Genomic DNA, 16,576 nt, shown 5'->3' with positions numbered 1-16,576 from the left:
AGCTTGCGGATGGGAGTGAGTGAATGTGTGCGCGCTGCTATTTCTTGATCCACAGGTCGGCCCAGCTGCCCAGCACCCAGGTCGGCGTGTTCGCCACGTTCTGCAGTTCGCGGCGGTATGCCTGGTAGTACTGCATCTCGACCAGCGGAAGCGCAGGAAGGTCGCGCATGATGATGCGCTGCAGTTCGGCCGCCACTTGCACGCGGCGCGCGTTGTCCTGCTCGCTGGCCAGGCGCTCAATGGCTGAATCGGCTTCGGCGCTGCGGTACTGCGAGGCGTTGTGGAAGGGGATCTTGTCGATCGTCTTGGACCAGAAGTAGTTGCTGACGGACTGGGCCGGATCCGCGGTCGCGGTCGCCAGCGTGACGGCCAGGTCGAAGTTGTAGTCCCGGTAGATGTTGCGGATCGAACCCGCCGAGTCACGCTGGATCAGTTCCACCTCGATGCCGATGCCCGAGAGGGCCTGCTGGATGTACTCCGCGCCGGAAACCAGCCCCTGGTTGAAGGGCAGGAAGGCCAGCTTCAGCTTCAGCGGCTTCTTTCCCGGCCCATAGCCTGCGTCGGCCAGCAAGGCCTTTGCCTTGGGAAGATCGACCGCATAGGCGGGCACGCCTTCCTTGGTGAAGAAGTGGGCGTCGCGCGGGTAGATCGAGGCGGCGGCCTTGGCGAAACCTGCGAAGGCAGAGTCGGCGATCACCTGTCGATCGATGGCGTGCGCGATGGCACGGCGCACGCGCAGGTCGGACAGGCCGGGCGTCGACAGGTTGAAGAGCATGGTGCCGAACCAGCCCAGGCCTTCGTTGCCCTTGGTGGTGATGGCCACCGTGGGGCTGTCGGCCAGGCGCTTGGCATCGCCGATGGAGATGTTCGACTGCGGCACCAGCTGCGCCTGGTTGGCCTCCAGCGCGGCGGCGGCCGCGCTGTCGTCGGGCATGATCTGCAGCGTCAATCGGTCGAGGTAGGGCAACTGCGGCTGCCAGTACTCGGGATTGCGCTCCAGCACGATGTAGCGGTTCTCGACCCGTTGCGTGATCTTGAAGGGGCCGGTGCCGATCGGGCGCGCGTTGACCGGATTGGTCCGCACGTCCTTGCCCTCGTACAGGTGCCTGGGCACCACGGTGACGAAGGGGCTGGCCAGCGTGGCCCGAAAGAAATCCGGCGAGATCGGCCGCTCCAGGCGGAAGACGACGGTGTCGGCCGCCGGCGTGTCGATGGTCTTGACGAGGTCGAACGCCTGGTTGGTGACGAAGATCTTCCACACGCTCGTCATCGAATAGGCGACATCGGCGGAGGTGAAAGGCTGTCCGTCATGCCACTTCACGCCCGGGCGCAGCCTGACCGTGAAGGTCTGGCCGGCGTCGGACGCGGCGAACGACAGGCCGAGCATGGGAACGAGCTTGCCGGCGTAGTCGAGGATGAACAAGGGCTCCAGGATCTTCGCTCCGATCATCGACACGCCGGTCGTCGCTTCGATCGCGGGCACAAGTACGCCGGGCATCCGTCCGGAGAGGTAGGTCACGTTGCCGCCGCGCTGCGGCTGCTCGCTCGTGAAGCCGCTGATCGGCCAGCCCGCTCCGATGGACACCGAAACTGCCGCTGCTGCCTTCAGCGCACGGCGGCGCTGCACGCCTTGGAGATTCATTGAAAGCACTCCTGCCAACTTGGGGTATGGATGAAACGATCGAACGCGGGGCCTGGCCGATCCCGCTCAGGCCTGGACGGACGTGCCCTGCGCCAGGGGCGCCGTCTGCACTTCCTGCGCAAAATGGCAGGCCGCCATCTGTCCGCCCGGCAGGCGCTGCAATGCAGGCGGGGACTCGCTGCACACCGGCCGCGCATGGGGACAGCGAGGATGGAATGCGCAGCCGGACGGCGGATCGAAGGGGCTGGGCAGCTCGCCCTGCACCGGCGCGCGCATGCGCTGCGCCATGGCGGGGTCGGCGTTCAGGGTAGAGCGCAACAAGGCACGCGTGTAGGGATGCGCCGGCGACGAGAAGATCTGCCGGCGCTCGCCCAGCTCGACGATGCGCCCGAGGTACATCACGGCGATGCGGTGAGACACGTGACGCACCACGTGCAGGTCATGCGAAATGAACAGCATCGCCAGTCCGAAGCTGCGCTGCAAGTCGACCAAAAGATTGATGATCTGCGCCCGCACCGACACATCGAGCGCCGACACGGCTTCATCGCAAACCAGCACCTTCGGATCGAGCATCAACGCCCGCGCGATGCCCACGCGCTGCTTCTGGCCGCCCGACAGCTCGTACGGAAAGCGCGAGAGCATCTCCGGCGTCAGGCCGCAGCGGCCGGCCATTTCCTGAACCCGGGCCTGCAGTGCCCGGGCGGGCACGCCTCCGCGGATCCGGAGCGGCTCCTCGAGGCTGCGGCCGACGCGGATGCGCGGGTTCAACGACGAGTAGGGATCCTGGAACACCATCTGCATCAGCGAGCGCATCGGGCGCAGCTGCCGGCGGCTCAGGCCGACGATCTCGCGACCCTCAACGCGCACCGAGCCGGACGAGGGTTCGATCAGGCGCATCACCGCGCGTCCCAGCGTGGACTTGCCACAGCCGGACTCGCCGACCAGCCCGAGCGTCTCACCCTGCCGCACCTCGAAGGAGACATCGCTGACCGCATGCATCCTGCGGTCGCCGACGCGAAACTCCTTGCTCAAGCCGCTGACGGACAGCGTGGTCATGCGATGGCCTCCTCGAGTCTGTGGCATGCGGCCGCGTGGTCGTGGACGAATCGGGTGAGGCCAGGAACGAGTTCGCTGCAACGCGCCTCGGCGCGAGCGCAGCGCCCGGCAAAGGCACACCCGCGCGCGCGTCCGAGCACCGAGGGTACGGTGCCGGGGATCTCGTGCAGGCGGGGCGGCGTGTCCCAGTCCTGCGCGTCGCCCCGGGTCCCGGGCATGGCGGCCAGCAGGCCTTGGGTGTAGGGATGGCGCGGCGCGGCGAAGATGTCCGCGACGGGAGCCTCCTCGACCTTGCGACCCGCGTACATGACGATGACGCGATCGGCCAGCGCCGCGACCACGCCCAGGTCGTGCGTGATGATGAGAAGGCTCATCCCGCGTTCGGCGCGAAGCTTACGCAGCAGGTCCAGTATCTGCAGCTGCACCGTCACGTCCAGTGCGGTGGTCGGCTCGTCGGCGATCAAGAGGTCGGGCTTGCAGGCGATGGACATGGCGATCATCACGCGCTGGCGCATGCCGCCGGACAGGCGGTGCGGGAAATCTTCCACCCGCCTTCGGGGATCGGGAATCCCGACCTGGCCCAGCAGGTCGACAGCGGCGGCCCGGGCCTGACGGACGCTCAAGCCTTCGTGCTCCCGCAGGGTTTCGGCGATCTGGTCGCCCACGCGCATCACCGGGTTCAGGGCCGTCATCGGCTCCTGGAAGATCATCCCCAGCCGCCCTCCCCGAACCTGGCGCATGCGCGCCGGACTGGCGGCGGCCAAATCCTCGTTTCCGAGCAGGATGCGGCCTGCAACGACCTGCGCGTCGGGCTTCGGCAGAAGTCCCATCAGGCTCAGGGCCGTCAAGGACTTGCCGCACCCGGACTCGCCCACCAGGGCCAGCGTCTCGCCCTTGCGGATAGCGAAACCCAGGGCGTCGATGGCCAGCGCACCGGCCGGCGCGGCGGCGAAGCGCACGCACAGCCCTTCGACCTGCAGGAGCGGCTCGCTCATGACCGCCTCCTGGCGCGCGGGTTGAGCGCGTCGTTCAATCCTTCGGCCACCAGATTGATCGACACCACGAGGATCATGATGGCCACCCCGGGCACCAGCGCGATGTACCACTCGGTACGCAACGCTTGGCGGCCCTTCCCGATCAGCCAGCCCAGGCTGGGTTCGTTGGGATCGCTCAGCCCCAGGAAAGCGAGGGCCGATTCGACCAGCATCGCGATGGCCACGTGCATGGAGCTGAGCACGATGAGCGGCGGCAGGGCATTGGGCAGGATCTGGCGCACGATGATCTGCCAGTCGGGCATGCCCAGCCCCTGGCAGGCCAGCACGAACTCGCGCTGCCGAAGCGACATGAACTCCGCCCTGGCCATGCGCGCGGTTCCGGGCCAGGAGACGATGGCGATGGCCAGCACGATGGTCGGCAGCGAGGGGCCCATGATGGTGCCGAGCACCAGCGCGAAAAGCAGGTTGGGCAGGATCTGGAAGAACTCGGACACCCGCATCAGCGCGTCGTCGATGCGGCCGCCGTAGTAGCCGGCGATGGCACCCACGAGCAGGCCGAGGAGGGAACTGCAAAGCGCCGCGAGAAGCGCGACCGTCAGCGAGACACGGGTGCCATGCATGAGCGCGGCCGCCATGTCGCGACCCAGGTTGTCCGTGCCGAAAGGATGCGCCACCTGGCTGAGCGGCCAGATGTTCTTCTCGGCCACGATGGCCAGGGCGCCGGCCGGATAGACGACCTGCGCCATCGCCGCCGTCAGCACCGCCAGTAGCAGCAGCACCAGGCCGGCCACGGCTGCCCGGTTGCGCAGGTAGGCGCGCACGAACTGCCGCAGCGCACTGGCCGCGGGCGCCGGAGCTGCTCCCGGGCTCGATGGGGCCTTGCCGGCGCCTTCGACGATGGCCAGGCTGTTGCTCATGCGGCCTCCAGCCGGGGGTCCAGGCGCGCGTAGAAGGCGTCCACGACGAGGTTCAAGACGATCACTAGCACGGACGAGAAGAGCAGGATGCCCAGCAGGAGGTTGTAGTCGCGTTGCATCACCGCTTCCTGCGCGAGCCGCCCCAGCCCCGGCCAGGAGAACACTGTCTCGATCACGATGGCGCCGCCCAGCAGCGAACCCAGTTGCATGCTCAGCAATGTGACCACCGGCAGAAGGGCGTTTCGCACCACGTGCAGCAACATCACCCGGCGCTCCGATAGCCCCTTGGCGCGGGCGGTGCGCACGAAGTCCAGTGAGATCACTTCCAGCGTGGAGGCCCGCATGACGCGGGCGTAGATGGCGACGTAGAAAAGGGCCAACGCCCCCGCAGGCAGCACCAGGTGGTGCGCGACATCCACCGCCTGCGCCACCAGCCCAGGCCCGGCGCCGATCGTCATGAAGCCGCCCACGGGAAACCAACCCAGCTTGACCGAGAACAGCACGATCAGCATCAGTCCCAGCCAGAAGCTCGGCGTCGCAAAGCCCAGCAACACCAGGATGGAGATAGTGTTGTCCCGCAGGCCGTGCACCTTCCGCGCGGAGATGGCACCCAGTGCCAGTCCCGTGAGGAAGGCCACGGTGATGGCCACGGTCATCAGCAACACCGTGGGAAAGAGCGACGCGAGGATCAGGTCCAGCACAGGCTGCGAGTACATGAGCGAATACCCCAGGTGCAGCCGCGCGAGGCCGGCCAGGTAGTGCAGCAATTGCATGGGGAGCGGCTGATCCAGTCCGAAGGCGGCCCGCAGGTGATCGACATAGGCCTGCGAGGCGCCCTCGGCGCCGTTGAGCAGAACATCGACCGGATCGCCGGGTATCAGCCGCAACAGCAGGAAGTTCAGGCACATCCCCGCCAGCACCATGGGCACCGCGTGCAGCAGGCGCCGCAGAACGAGACTGCGCCTACGCATCGGCCGTCCTCGAATGCATGGCCATCGTCAGGCACAGGCCTGCCGCGCGATCCGCGCCTGCTTCTCGGGGAGCGGTGCGCGCCATTGCCGGCGAACATTGCCGCAGTGCGGTCGGGGTGCAGTTGGCTTCGGTCTTCACCTCGCCAATGTCACATCGCCGTCATGCGAGGCGGTATTGGGGCACCGACGAGAGGTAGTGAATTTGCGCCGTTCGGCCGCGGCAATCCCATGCGGGGAGCAGTTCACGCCGAGGGCGTCTCGGCGCCGGCCACGGCAATGACCTCGTGCGGCAATCGCGGAAGCGCCGCGCGCAGCTGCGGCAGAAGATCGGCCTGCAGCGCGGTGCGGGTGACGCTGACGATCTCGTCGGCAAGTTCCGACCACTCTGCGTCGCGGCACAGCAGATAGAACTCACGCTGCCCCAGCCGCATCGGGGGAAGTGGATGCACCTGGACATCCTCCAGCCACGCGCGCGACTGCCAAAGGCACAAGGGGGTGCTCAGCGCCCAGCCGATGCCCTCGCCGACCAGGCTCAGCATCGGGTCGGTGGCATCGAACGCGAAGCGCTGGGGGGCTCCCAATCCCAGATGCCGGAGGAAGCGCTCGAGCTGTTGTCCGATCACGGAGCGCTGGGTATAGCGGATGAGCGGCAGTTCTGCAGCGATGGCGCGCACCGCGGCCACATCCAGGTGAGAAGGTGCGGCCATGGAGCGTGGCAGCACCAGGACCCAGCGCTCGGAGAACAGCAGCCGCTGTGCGATCCGGGCGTCGCCGACGGGGGCCTCGGTGCAGATGGCCAGGTCCAGCTCCCTGGACTGGAGTTGTGCGCTCAGGCCAGGCGTGAGGCCCGACCACAGCTGCAGCTGCTCGGCGGTATCCGACAGCGCGCGCACGAGGGCCGGCCCCACCGTCGCTGCGAAGGAGTCCACGCAGCCGAGCCGTATCAGCGTGCGCCCGCGCGATGCGCTGCGATGCAGGCGCCGCGAGAGTTTCCGGGCATCGGCCAGCAGCGCCTCGGACAGGGCCAGCAGCCGCGCGCCGTCACGCGTGGGCCGGGCCGGTCGTACCTCTCTGTCGAGCAGGCGCACGCCGTGCTGCGCCTCCAGCGACTTGATCGTCTGGCTCACGGCGCTCTGGGTGACACCCAGCTGATCCGCCGCCTGAGCCATCGAATTGGCGCCGCAGACGACCACGAAGGTCTCGAGCGCCCGCAAATCCGGCAGTGCCGCGCGGGAAATTTCAAACGGAGGCGGAGAGCGGTGCGGGGTGGTTGACATGGATGTGCGAGGAATGGCCGCGCGTCGGGCGGAACGCGGCTGGAACATCAGCGGGCCTAATTCTAGAAATCAGTTTCGCTTCTGTCCGAAGCACGTGAAGGCATGCGGCCCTAGCCTTTGCGCCATTGCAACAAGAGCGAGCCCTCGGAAGAAAAATGGACGAGAACAAGAACTATGAAGTCATCGTGATCGGCGCAGGCGTCATCGGCACTTCGGTCGCCTACCATCTGGCCAAGCTGGGCTGCACCCGAGTGCTGGTGCTGGACCGCACGCAGATCGGCGCGGGCACCACGTCGCAGTCCAGCGGCATTCTGCGCACCCACTATTCGGTCATCGAGAACGTGCGGCTGGCACAGACGTCGTGGCGCGTGTTCGACGATTTCGCCGCGTATCTCGAAGACGAAGAAGCGTCGGCCGGGCTGGTGAGATGCGGCTATCTCATCGCTTCCCCCGACGGCCCCAAGCTCGACCCGCTGCGCGCGTCGCTGGAGTCGCAGCGTGCGATGGACATCGAACTGCGCTACCTCGACGCGGCCGAAGCCAGGGATCTGCTGCCGATCGCGCGCTTCGACGACGCGGCGCTGATCGGCTACGAACCGCAGGCGGGCTTCGCTGATGCCTACCTGGTGGCCACCGGCTTTGCGCGTGCAGCGCGACGCCGAGGTGTCAGGATCGTCGAGGGCGTGGAGGTCCACGGCCTGCGGCGCGAGAACGGCCGGGTGGCCGGCGTCGAAACCTCGCAGGGCCGCTTCAACGCACCCGTCGTGGTCAGCGCACAGAACATCTGGGCTCGCGACATCGAGCGCTGGACCGGCATTGCCAGCCCCGTAGTGCCCGAACGCCACGCGGTGCTCGCGCTGGAGGGCCCGCAGCCATACACCTTCAGGATGCCGGTCTACAAGGACCTGGGCTCGCCCGGGATGCTGTACTGCCGCAGCTATGGCGGGCGGCAGATGCTGGTGAGCGAAGGCATCGTCGGCGAGACGCTGAGTTCCCCGGACAACGAGCAGGGCGACATCGAGATGGACTACATGGTCGAGGTCGGCGCGCAGGTGGCCGAACGCTTTCCGAGCTTCGGCGAGGCCGGGGTGGCCTCTGCGTGGACTGGCGTCTATGACGTCACGCCCGATTGGAATCCGGTGCTCGGCCCATTGCCCGATGTGCCCGGGCTGGTGGTCGGCTACGGGTTCTCGGGCCATGGCTTCAAGCTGTCGCCGGCCGTCGGCCTGCTGCTGGCGCAATCTGCACTCGGCTTGCCGACCGAGGTCGACATCGCACCCTACGCCCTCGATCGTTTTCGCACCGGGGGCCTGCTCAAGGGCCGCTACGGGCTCGGCGCCGTGTCCTGAGCGACGCGCAGGTGCTCGATCCCTCGCCGAGCGCCCCGGCGCGCGCCATGGCGCGATTTCATCACAACACGGCGCGCGGTCAATAACGCGCGCCCTGCGGCAGTGCCACATTTCCAGTGAGCACGGCCCCGTCAAACCTACCCCCACGAGATGTCCCCATGACAATCAGCGTCCAGCGGCTTCATCATTACACCCTTCGCTGCACGGCGGACGAGATCGAGGAGCTCCGCTCCTTCTACGAAGGCGTGCTCGGCATGACGGCCGGCGAGCGACCGCAGCTGCGGGTGCCTGGCTACTGGATGTACGCCAACGGTGCGCCGCTCGTCCATCTCTTCATCGACACCCCGGGCGCCAGCCCGGCCAACACCGGCTTCGACCACCTGGCCTTTCTCGCCTCGGACCTGGAAGGCAGCCGGCGCTTCCTGGCCGACAGGGGCGTCGAGTTCACGGAGGCACCGGTGCCAGGGTGGCCGCTGCATCAGATCTTCGTGCGCGATCCCCTGGGCGTGAAACTGGAACTCACCTTCGAAACGTCGCAGCGCTCCTGAAAAACGCAGGGGCCGGATGCCACAGGGCAGGCCGGCCCCAAATCCCGAAGGAGACTTGCAGTGCGTGAAAGGCGCGGCGCCTATTCCGACGTGATGCCCAGGGCCGGGAGATCTCTCCGGTAGCGATCGAGTTCGTCCTGGACGAAGGCCGCGAACTCAGGCTGCGGCATGTCGACGATGGCGCGGTTCGCTAGGCGCGAAGCCTCCACGTAGGTTCGATCCTTCTTGGCCTGGGCGATCTCGCCGTTGATCTTCCTGGCCAGTTCCGGCGCCATGCCGCCGGGCGCGAAGACGCCCGCCCAAGCGGGCACATCCACGCCCTTGATGCCGCGCTCTGCCGTCGAAGGCACGCCGGGCAGGAAGGGGTCGCGTTCCGAGCCGGTCACGGCGAGCGCACGCGCTTCTCCGTCGCGCACGAGCAGGGAGGCCGCGGCGGATCCGATGAAGGTCATGTCGATCATGCCGGCGCGCAGGTCGTTGAGCGGACTGGCTTTGTAGGGCACATGGAGCAGCTTGACGCCGGCCGCGCGCTCGAAGGTCGCGGCCACGATGTGGGTCGTGTTGCCGACGCCGGAGCTGCCGTAGCTGAGCTTTTCCGGCGTCGCCTTGGCCGCCGCGATCAGCTCTTCGAGCGAGGCGTACCTGGAAGTCTTGGGCACGATGAGGGCGAATCCCGCGGACTTGGAAATCATCGAGATCGCGGTGAAGTCCTTGGCGGTGTCGTAGGGCAACTTCGAATAGAAGGTTGCATTGCTGGTGTGCCCTCCCGTGGTGTAGAGCAGCGTGTATCCATCCGGCCTGGACTTGGCCACGTCGCCCGACCCAATCGTTCCGGCAGCGCCGGGCTTCGGATCGACGATGTAGTTCATGCCGGTCACCTTGCGAAGCGCCTCCGCCAACTGCCGGGCCGCGATGTCGGTGGGCGCGCCGGCCGCATACGGCACCACGATGCGGACCACCTGTTGGGACTGCGCCTGCGCAGACCCGGGGCCAGCGGAAACGACTGCCAGGAGGAACAAGCACGCGGCGGATAGCTTCACTGCATTCACGATGGAACTCCTCGATTCGCGATGGAAACTTCACCAGGCCAGGGCGTAGCACTCTCGACGCGGGTCCGCGCCCGCCTGGAGCATTCCGGTCTGCGCGTCCCTCATCACTGCGCAGACGCCGCCGCCGGGTGGCGGGAGCACGGGCCACACGTCGACCGAATGTCCCATGTCGCGCAGGCGCGCGAGCGTCTCGGCCGGCAGGTTGCCCTCGGCGCATACCCCACCCGGTACGTAGGCATGGGGCACGAAGGACGAAGGGAAGTTGACGCTCCACGCGCGCGGCTCCTCGATCGCACGCTGCAGCGGCATTCCGAAGTGCGTGGCATTGAGAAAGACCTGCAGCATCGCTTGCATCTGCACGTCACCACCGGGTGTCCCGAATGCCATGAAGGGCCGGCCTTCGGACATAGCCAATGCCGGCGCGGGCGTCAGGCGCGGCCGCTTGCCCGGCTGGACCTCCGCCGGGTGCCCTGGGTCCAGTCGGGACTGGGACCCACGCGAAGAGATCACCAGGCCCGTGCCTGGGATGACCGGCACGTCATGGCTCGTATCGCTTAGCGTCGCGGAGTAGGCATTGCCTTCTGCATCCATTACCGCGCAATAGATCGTGTCGCGGGCGGGCGCAGCTTCGCGGACCGGTGCGGAATCGGCGATCCAGGGCGCCACTGTCGCATCCGGCCTGCCCGGCAGTGGCATCCTGCCGAAGGCGCGCGAGCGCTCGATGCGCGATGCCTGGCCGCGCGCGTAGGCCTTGGATAGCAACCCGGTAGTCGGCACCTTCACGAAGCGCGGATCGCCGACGTACGCCTCGCGGTCGGCGAAGGCCAGGTTGAAGGACTCCAGCACCAGGTGCAGATACTCGGCGCTGTTGTGCGCCATGGGGCCGATCTGCGCCTGCTCGAGGATGTTGAAGGCCTGCAGCAGGCTCACGCCCTGGCACCAGACATCGCCCATGTGGATCTGGTAGCCGCCGAAGGTGGTGGAGATCGGCGCTTCCACCGGAACCTCGAAGCGGGAGAGATCGTCCGCGGTCATGAAGCCGCCTTCCTGCGCATGGAAGCTGGCGATCTGCCGGGCGATGGGGCCTTTGTAGAAGTAATCATGCGCGGCCTGCAGGCCGGCAGAGCGCCCCCGGCGCGCTGCGGCCTGCTCGGCGTCGATCATTCCAGCGATGCTCCTGGCCAGATCGCATTGCACGAAGCGATCTCCCACCTGCGGCGCCGTGCCGCCGGGAAGAAAGATCGCGGCCGAGGAAGGCCAGCGCGCGTAGCTCGCGGCATCGCCTGACAGGCTCGCCGCGAGGAGCGGAAAGACCGCGAAGCCGTCGCGCGCCAGTTCTAGGGCCGGCTGTGCTGCCTTCGCGAAACTGATGGTCCCGAAGCGCTTCAATGCTTCGATGTGGGTGGCAGGCGCTGCCGGCAAGACCTGCCGCAGGACACCTTCGGGCACGCACTTTCCCCCGACTGCGCGCAGGCGATGGACATCCGTTGCCGCCGGCCACCAGCCGAGCCCCGCGAGGCTTACAAGTTGATCGCTCTTGGCGTGGTAGATGAGCGTGGGTGCCACGCCCGCGAAGCTCACGATGTCCGGCTGCAGCACGGCCAGGGCCATCGATGCGGCCACCCCCGCATCGATGGCGTTGCCACCGGCGTCGAGAATGCGAGAGGCCGCGAGGCTTGCAAGGTAGTGCCCGGTGGCAATGCCGAATTGCCTGCCGAACAGCGTAGGGCGGTAGCTGGTCGCCGAGACGCGGCGCTTGTACGAAGGCTTCAGTTCCATGAATTCCCACGGTGTGTTGCTGCGGACTGCGGTGCGCCCCAGCGCATCGCCATCACCACCCGGCTAATGTGTCGTTTCGATGAACGAGCGCGGTAGTGGCCGTGCGCCCACAAGTACTGATTTCGCGACATAGCGGCCCCGGCCCTCAATGGGCGGATCGGCACCTCGATCAGCGGGGCTAATGGCTGGCTTCAGTGGAACTGATGAAGCGCCCTGCACCATGTGGCGCCTGCATGACAAAGACCATCAGGTGGCGCGAATTCAGCAGCATTGGTCGCCAATCTGATACCGCCACCCAGATCCGCGAGAGGACATTGATTGCGCCGAGTGGAGGAACCGCCCGGCGAATCCTACGAACTCTTCTTACGGAAAAAAGCGCATGAAGAAAATGATTGCCGGTCTAGCCGCCATCGCCAGCTCGGGCATGGCGTTCTCGCAGTCCTCAGTGACCATCTTCGGCGTCATGGACGTCGCGGTGGCGTGGTCGTCCAACAAGTCCGAAGATTTGAGGCCTATCACTGCAGCCCATCCCGCCAGCGCCGGAAGCGTTTCGGTCAGCCGCACGGAGTTGCAGTCGGGTCGACTGGTTCCCACACGGATTGGCTTTCGAGGCACCGAGGACCTGGGCGGAGGGCTCGCAGCAGGCTTCTGGCTCGAAGCGGCCAACCTGGTCGACACCGGCGAGGTCACGGGGCAGTTCTTCTCCCGCCGCTCCACAGTGAGCCTGCTGGGACGTCTGGGCGAACTCCGGCTGGGCCGGGACTATGTTCCGACCTTCTGGAACGACTCGATCTTCGATCCCTTCGGCGTCATCGGGGCCGGCCAATCCCTGATCTACGCGGCGAACTCGGTCAACCCCCTGGGCGGCGGCGGTGGCTTCGGCGGCAATCCCTATGTGGTCCGGGCCAGCAATTCCGTCGGCTATTTCCTGCCCAAGGGCCTGAACGGCTTCTATGGGCAGGCGATGTATATCTTCAACGAGCAGACGAGCTATGACCCGAGCTCTGCCGCACCTCTCACGCCCAACACCGGCAGCGCGGGGCGCGGCTACTCCGGCCGCTTCGGCTATGCGGCCGGCAAGCTCGACACTGCCGTCGCCTTCACCAGCGCGATCACTGCTGACAACCCGGCGGCAGGCAGCCGGGACGAGGTGCAGCACATCAGCTGGGGTGCCAACTACGACCTGGACTTCATGAAGCTCTTCGGGCAGATCACCCGCGTGAAGTACGAGCGCAACTTCGCCATCCAATCCGCCGGCGGGCAGCCCGAGGCCACCCTGACCGGCTGGGTGGTCGGCGCGCACTTCCCGGTGGGTCCGGGCGTCGTCCGGGTCGGCTATTCGCGCGCAGACTACGATCTGAACAACGGCGCCCCCGATCCCAAGGCCGACAAGTTGGCCGTCGGCTATATCCACAACCTGTCCAGGCGTACTGCGCTATACGCCACCGTTGCGCGAGTGAGCAATAAGAACAAGGCGGCGCTGTTGGCGAACGGACCGGCCTTCGTCAACAACGCGGTCTTCACGCCCACCACGTCCACGGCGGCGGAGTTCGGCATCCGCAGTGCGTTCTAGCAAGCAATGAAGCAACAGAAGTCCGACATTTCTCTCGCCACCGCTGAGCACCTGGCACAGTGGGTCTCGGGGCTGCGCTTCGAACAGCTGCCTCACGACGCCCGGCGCCGTGCCCTGCAATGCGTGATCGACGCCGTCGCGTGCGCGGCCGGGGCACGCGACCATCCGGCCATCAAGCAGGCGCGGGCCTTTGCCGTCCTTGCCTTTCCAGGGGAGAGCTGTGCGACGTGGTTCGACGGACTGCCGATGTCCACCCTCGGTGCGGCGTTCGTCCACGCAAGTTCTGCATCCATCCTCGATTTCGATGACGGTCATCGCGCGGCTTCCGGCCATCCGGGCGCCGCCGTCGTTCCAGCGGTGCTGACATTGGCAAGGGCAACGGGAAGCTCGCTTCCGGAGGTCCTGGCCGCGGTGGCCTGCGGCTACGAGGTGGGTGTGAGGCTTGCCCGCGCCCGCAACCGGTCAGGGCCGCCCAGCGTCGCCTCAGGCCGCTGGACCACCGTTGCCGTGGCGGCGGCTGCGGCGCGGCTTCTCCGGCAATCGCCACACGCGACCGCGAACGCGATCGCCATCGCAGAAAGCCTCGCGCCTAACCTGTTGGCGGCGGATCATGCGGGCTTCGCGGGAAGCGAGGTCAAGGAAGGCATCGCCTGGTCCGCCCTGACCGGGTTGGCTGCTGTTCAGCAGGCGGCGCTCGGCTCGTCCGGTTACCTGGGTGGACTCGACAATCCATCGATGTACGGCCCGATCGATGGACAGGCGCCGCAGCCAGGCGAACCGTGGCTGATCGAAAGAACCTACTTCAAGCCTTACGCCTGCTGCCGCTGGATTCATGCCGCAATCGATGCCGCGCTTGCCATGCGCGAGCAACCAGGCTTTAGTGTTGCTGCGGTCCAGGAGATCGAGGTCGCAACCTTCGCCCGGGCGCTGTCCCTGGCCAACCAGCGCGCGCCGGAAAGCCCAATCTCTGCGCAGTTCAGCGTGCCGTTCTGCGTCGCACTCGCCCTGATCGACGGACGTGCCGGCGTGGAGGCGATCGAATCGTCCAGCCTGGGCCGGCCCGATGTCCTTGCCCTTTCCAGCAGAATCCGGCTCAGCCTCGACGAATCGCTCGACGCCATGTTTCCCGTCCGGGTCCCGGCGCGGGTGCGCATCGTTCTTGCCGACGGGCCGATCGAGCAGGAGATCCTGATTCCCAGCGGCGACCCGGATGCACCCATGACCCAGGCCCAGTTCACGCGCAAGCTGTCTCGCTTGCTGGGCCGGCGTGCCTCCGGCGTGGTGGATCGGCTGATTCCCATGATCTTCGGGCAGGGGCCCTGGTCCGCATGCGAAATCGAAGAGGCGCAACGTGCGCTGCTCGCGGTGCTGGCGCCCCCGGGAGGATTGCCGGACGAGGAAGGCGGTACCCGCGGACATTCGACCCGGCTGACGTCGGCTCGGGTTACCAGTGATTCGAAGGAGACTTGATGCTTCCTACCATCGTGTTCGAAGGCCGCGAATACTCGCCTGCCTGGCTGCAGCAGAACATCGCCCGAGTACAGGCCGGCCTGACCGAGCTTGGATGCCGTGAAGGCGACACGGTAGCTGCGATGCTGCGCAACTCTCCGCAGTACGTTGCCGTCGTGCTGGCGTGTCGTCTCGGCGGCTTCTACCTGGCTTCGGTGAACTGGCACTTCAAGACGCACGAAGCCCGCCACATTCTGGTGGACAGCGAGGCACGGGCCCTGTTCATTCACGACGATCTGGTCGGCCAGGTCCAGGATGGCTTCCCGTCGGACCTGGCGGTGGTGGTCGTGGCGTCAGGGCGGCCGGTAGAGCGCCCCGGCAAGCCTGCTGTCTCGTTCGAGGCCTTTGGCGACGGTTCGCCGCCCATGCCCTCGCGGCAACTGATCAACCACGGTGCCATCACCTACACGTCCGGAACCACTGGCGTGCCCAAGGGCGTCAAACGCACTGCACCGCCGCCCGAACTGCGGAACCAGATGATCGAGGGGATGTACCGCGTCACCGAGACGGTCTACGGCGATGGAAGCGACCTCGTCGCCTACCTGAGCGCACCCATCTACCACAGCGCCCCCATGACCTACGTCCAGCACTTCGCCCGGCTGGGCGCGCGCATCGTGCTCGAGCGGAGCTTCGATCCGGCGCACGCCTTGGCGCTCATGGCCCGCGAGCGCGTGACCCACGCCTACCTGGTGCCGACGATGTACCGCCGTCTGCTGACGCTGGACGAGGCCGAGCGCAAGCGCCATGACCTGTCGTCGCTGCGCCATGTCGCCTCGACCGGTTCGCCTTGCCCGCCTGCCGTGAAGCGCGCCATGATCGCTTGGCTGGGGCCGGTGATCAACGAGGCCTACGGCTCCAGCGAAGCGAGCTACACCACCTTCATCAACTCGCTCGAGTGGCTCGAGCGCCCCGGCTCCGCGGGAAGGCAACTGCCCAACGCCACCGTGCGGATCCTCGATGCCGACGGCTCGCCGCTGCCGCCGAACACGGTGGGACTCATCTATGTCCGCCAGCATTCCAATACCGACTTCACCTACATCAACAAGCCGCAGGCGCGCCGGGACGTCGAGCGTGAAGGACTCGTCACGCTGGGAGACATGGGCTATTTCGACGAAGAAGGCTATCTCTTCATATGCGACCGGCAGGCGGACATGGTGATCTCTGGCGGAGTCAATATCTATCCCGCCGAGATCGAGGCCGTGCTGCAGAGCATGCCTGGGATTGCGGACTGCGCGGTCTTCGGCATACCTGATCCGGAATACGGCGAGGCGCTGGGTGCGGCCGTCCAGACCGCCGAAGGCTTCACGCTCAGCGCGTCCGATGTTCAGAGTTGGATTCGCGATCGGATGGCGAACTTCAAGGTACCACGGCTCGTGGAATTCCACGAAGCGCTGCCGCGCGAAGAGACTGGCAAGATCTTCAAGCGCAAGTTGAAGCAGCCTCACTGGGATGGATTGGGACGGTCGATCTAGATACCCACGCCGGTGGCTTCATTCTTGCGGTAGTCCAGGAGGTCAGACAGAACCCGGGCAGGCGTCGGCTCGATTCGAACAGGAGCTCTGCCTCTGGCGGAGCCCACCAAGCCATTGAGGCCATTGCGCACCTCATGGCTGAAGACCGCCAGGCAACGCGCTATGGAGCGAGGTGTCTGGTCCGCCGAGAGCTTGGCGTCCTCCAGTATCGTCTCTCGCTGGCGCGGCAGGGTGAGTATCTACTCGGATGCTGGCGACGCCGCCGGAACGCATAGGGCGCTCGCTCAGGTGGATGGCGCGCCCATCGCGATCTGCGTGATCGATCGCCTGGTGAAAGAGGACTTCCTCTTCGAGGTCGAGGCTGTCGCGTGCGGCGCCACCTAGCCCGAAGGCCGAAGCGACAGAATCAGCGGCCGCAAGCCGCCCCAGGTCACTTCCA

14 protein-coding genes are annotated in these 16,576 nt (G+C 66.7%); 6 read left to right on the top strand and 8 right to left on the bottom strand.

Annotation, left to right across the window (positions count from 1 at the left end; all coding sequences use genetic code 11):
• Positions 1-37 precede the first annotated feature (37 nt).
• The 6 genes from BM345_RS18655 to BM345_RS18630 form a co-directional block, all read right to left on the bottom strand.
• Positions 38-1,642 (bottom strand): ABC transporter substrate-binding protein, encoded by a 1,605-nt coding sequence (locus BM345_RS18655; RefSeq protein WP_093381892.1) that lies wholly within the window; start codon positions 1,640-1,642, stop codon positions 38-40.
• Between the two features lie 66 nt (positions 1,643-1,708).
• Positions 1,709-2,698, bottom strand: a complete 990-nt coding sequence (locus tag BM345_RS18650; RefSeq protein ID WP_217654005.1) for an ABC transporter ATP-binding protein — start codon at positions 2,696-2,698, stop codon at positions 1,709-1,711.
• Entirely contained in the window at positions 2,695-3,693 is a 999-nt protein-coding gene (locus BM345_RS18645; protein ID WP_093381888.1) for an ABC transporter ATP-binding protein, read from the bottom strand. Before BM345_RS18645 ends, BM345_RS18650 begins: the two co-directional genes overlap by 4 nt.
• Entirely contained in the window at positions 3,690-4,610 is a 921-nt protein-coding gene (locus BM345_RS18640) for an ABC transporter permease (protein WP_093381886.1), read from the bottom strand. Before BM345_RS18640 ends, BM345_RS18645 begins: the two co-directional genes overlap by 4 nt.
• Entirely contained in the window at positions 4,607-5,581 is a 975-nt protein-coding gene (locus BM345_RS18635) for an ABC transporter permease (protein ID WP_093381885.1), read from the bottom strand. Before BM345_RS18635 ends, BM345_RS18640 begins: the two co-directional genes overlap by 4 nt.
• Positions 5,582-5,823: 242 nt before the next feature.
• Positions 5,824-6,858: a LysR family transcriptional regulator gene (locus BM345_RS18630; RefSeq protein WP_093382152.1), complete on the bottom strand. Its 1,035-nt coding sequence runs from the start codon at positions 6,856-6,858 to the stop codon at positions 5,824-5,826.
• A gap of 155 nt (positions 6,859-7,013) precedes the next feature.
• Here BM345_RS18630 and BM345_RS18625 point away from each other — a divergent pair, with 155 nt between their 5' ends.
• Positions 7,014-8,207 carry an NAD(P)/FAD-dependent oxidoreductase gene (locus BM345_RS18625; protein WP_093381883.1) on the top strand — a complete coding sequence of 398 codons (1,194 nt, stop codon included), beginning with the start codon at positions 7,014-7,016 and terminating at the stop codon, positions 8,205-8,207.
• Positions 8,208-8,365: 158 nt separating this feature from the next.
• Positions 8,366-8,755, top strand: coding sequence for a VOC family protein (locus tag BM345_RS18620; protein WP_093381879.1), 390 nt, complete (start codon positions 8,366-8,368; stop codon positions 8,753-8,755).
• An 80-nt stretch (positions 8,756-8,835) separates the two neighbouring features.
• On the opposite strand, the gene BM345_RS18615 is transcribed toward BM345_RS18620, so the two are convergent.
• Both BM345_RS18615 and BM345_RS18610 read right to left on the bottom strand, forming a co-directional pair.
• Positions 8,836-9,804 (bottom strand): Bug family tripartite tricarboxylate transporter substrate binding protein, encoded by a 969-nt coding sequence (locus BM345_RS18615; protein ID WP_139237556.1) that lies wholly within the window; start codon positions 9,802-9,804, stop codon positions 8,836-8,838.
• Positions 9,805-9,834: 30 nt separating this feature from the next.
• Positions 9,835-11,583, bottom strand: a complete 1,749-nt coding sequence (locus BM345_RS18610; protein WP_093381871.1) for a gamma-glutamyltransferase family protein — start codon at positions 11,581-11,583, stop codon at positions 9,835-9,837.
• A 379-nt stretch (positions 11,584-11,962) separates the two neighbouring features.
• Here BM345_RS18610 and BM345_RS18605 point away from each other — a divergent pair, with 379 nt between their 5' ends.
• The 4 genes from BM345_RS18605 to BM345_RS30185 all read left to right on the top strand — a co-directional run bounded on the left by BM345_RS18605 (position 11,963) and on the right by BM345_RS30185 (position 16,521).
• Positions 11,963-13,156, top strand: a complete 1,194-nt coding sequence (locus tag BM345_RS18605; protein ID WP_093381870.1) for a porin — start codon at positions 11,963-11,965, stop codon at positions 13,154-13,156.
• 6 nt (positions 13,157-13,162) lie between these two features.
• On the top strand, positions 13,163-14,626 hold the full coding sequence (locus tag BM345_RS18600) for an MmgE/PrpD family protein (RefSeq protein ID WP_093381860.1): 1,464 nt from the start codon (positions 13,163-13,165) through the stop codon (positions 14,624-14,626).
• Complete coding sequence (locus tag BM345_RS18595) at positions 14,626-16,137, top strand: AMP-binding protein (RefSeq protein WP_093381858.1); 1,512 nt, start codon at positions 14,626-14,628, stop codon at positions 16,135-16,137. The genes BM345_RS18600 and BM345_RS18595 overlap by 1 nt, the downstream gene beginning before the upstream one ends.
• Positions 16,138-16,368: 231 nt before the next feature.
• Positions 16,369-16,521 (top strand): hypothetical protein, encoded by a 153-nt coding sequence (locus BM345_RS30185; RefSeq protein WP_175545056.1) that lies wholly within the window; start codon positions 16,369-16,371, stop codon positions 16,519-16,521.
• Positions 16,522-16,576: the final 55 nt, after the last annotated feature.

Origin of the sequence: Variovorax sp. OV329, assembly GCF_900114785.1 — a bacterium.
Classification (GTDB): Bacteria; Pseudomonadota; Gammaproteobacteria; order Burkholderiales; family Burkholderiaceae_C; genus Variovorax.
This window is presented reverse-complemented; position numbering and strand designations above follow the sequence as displayed.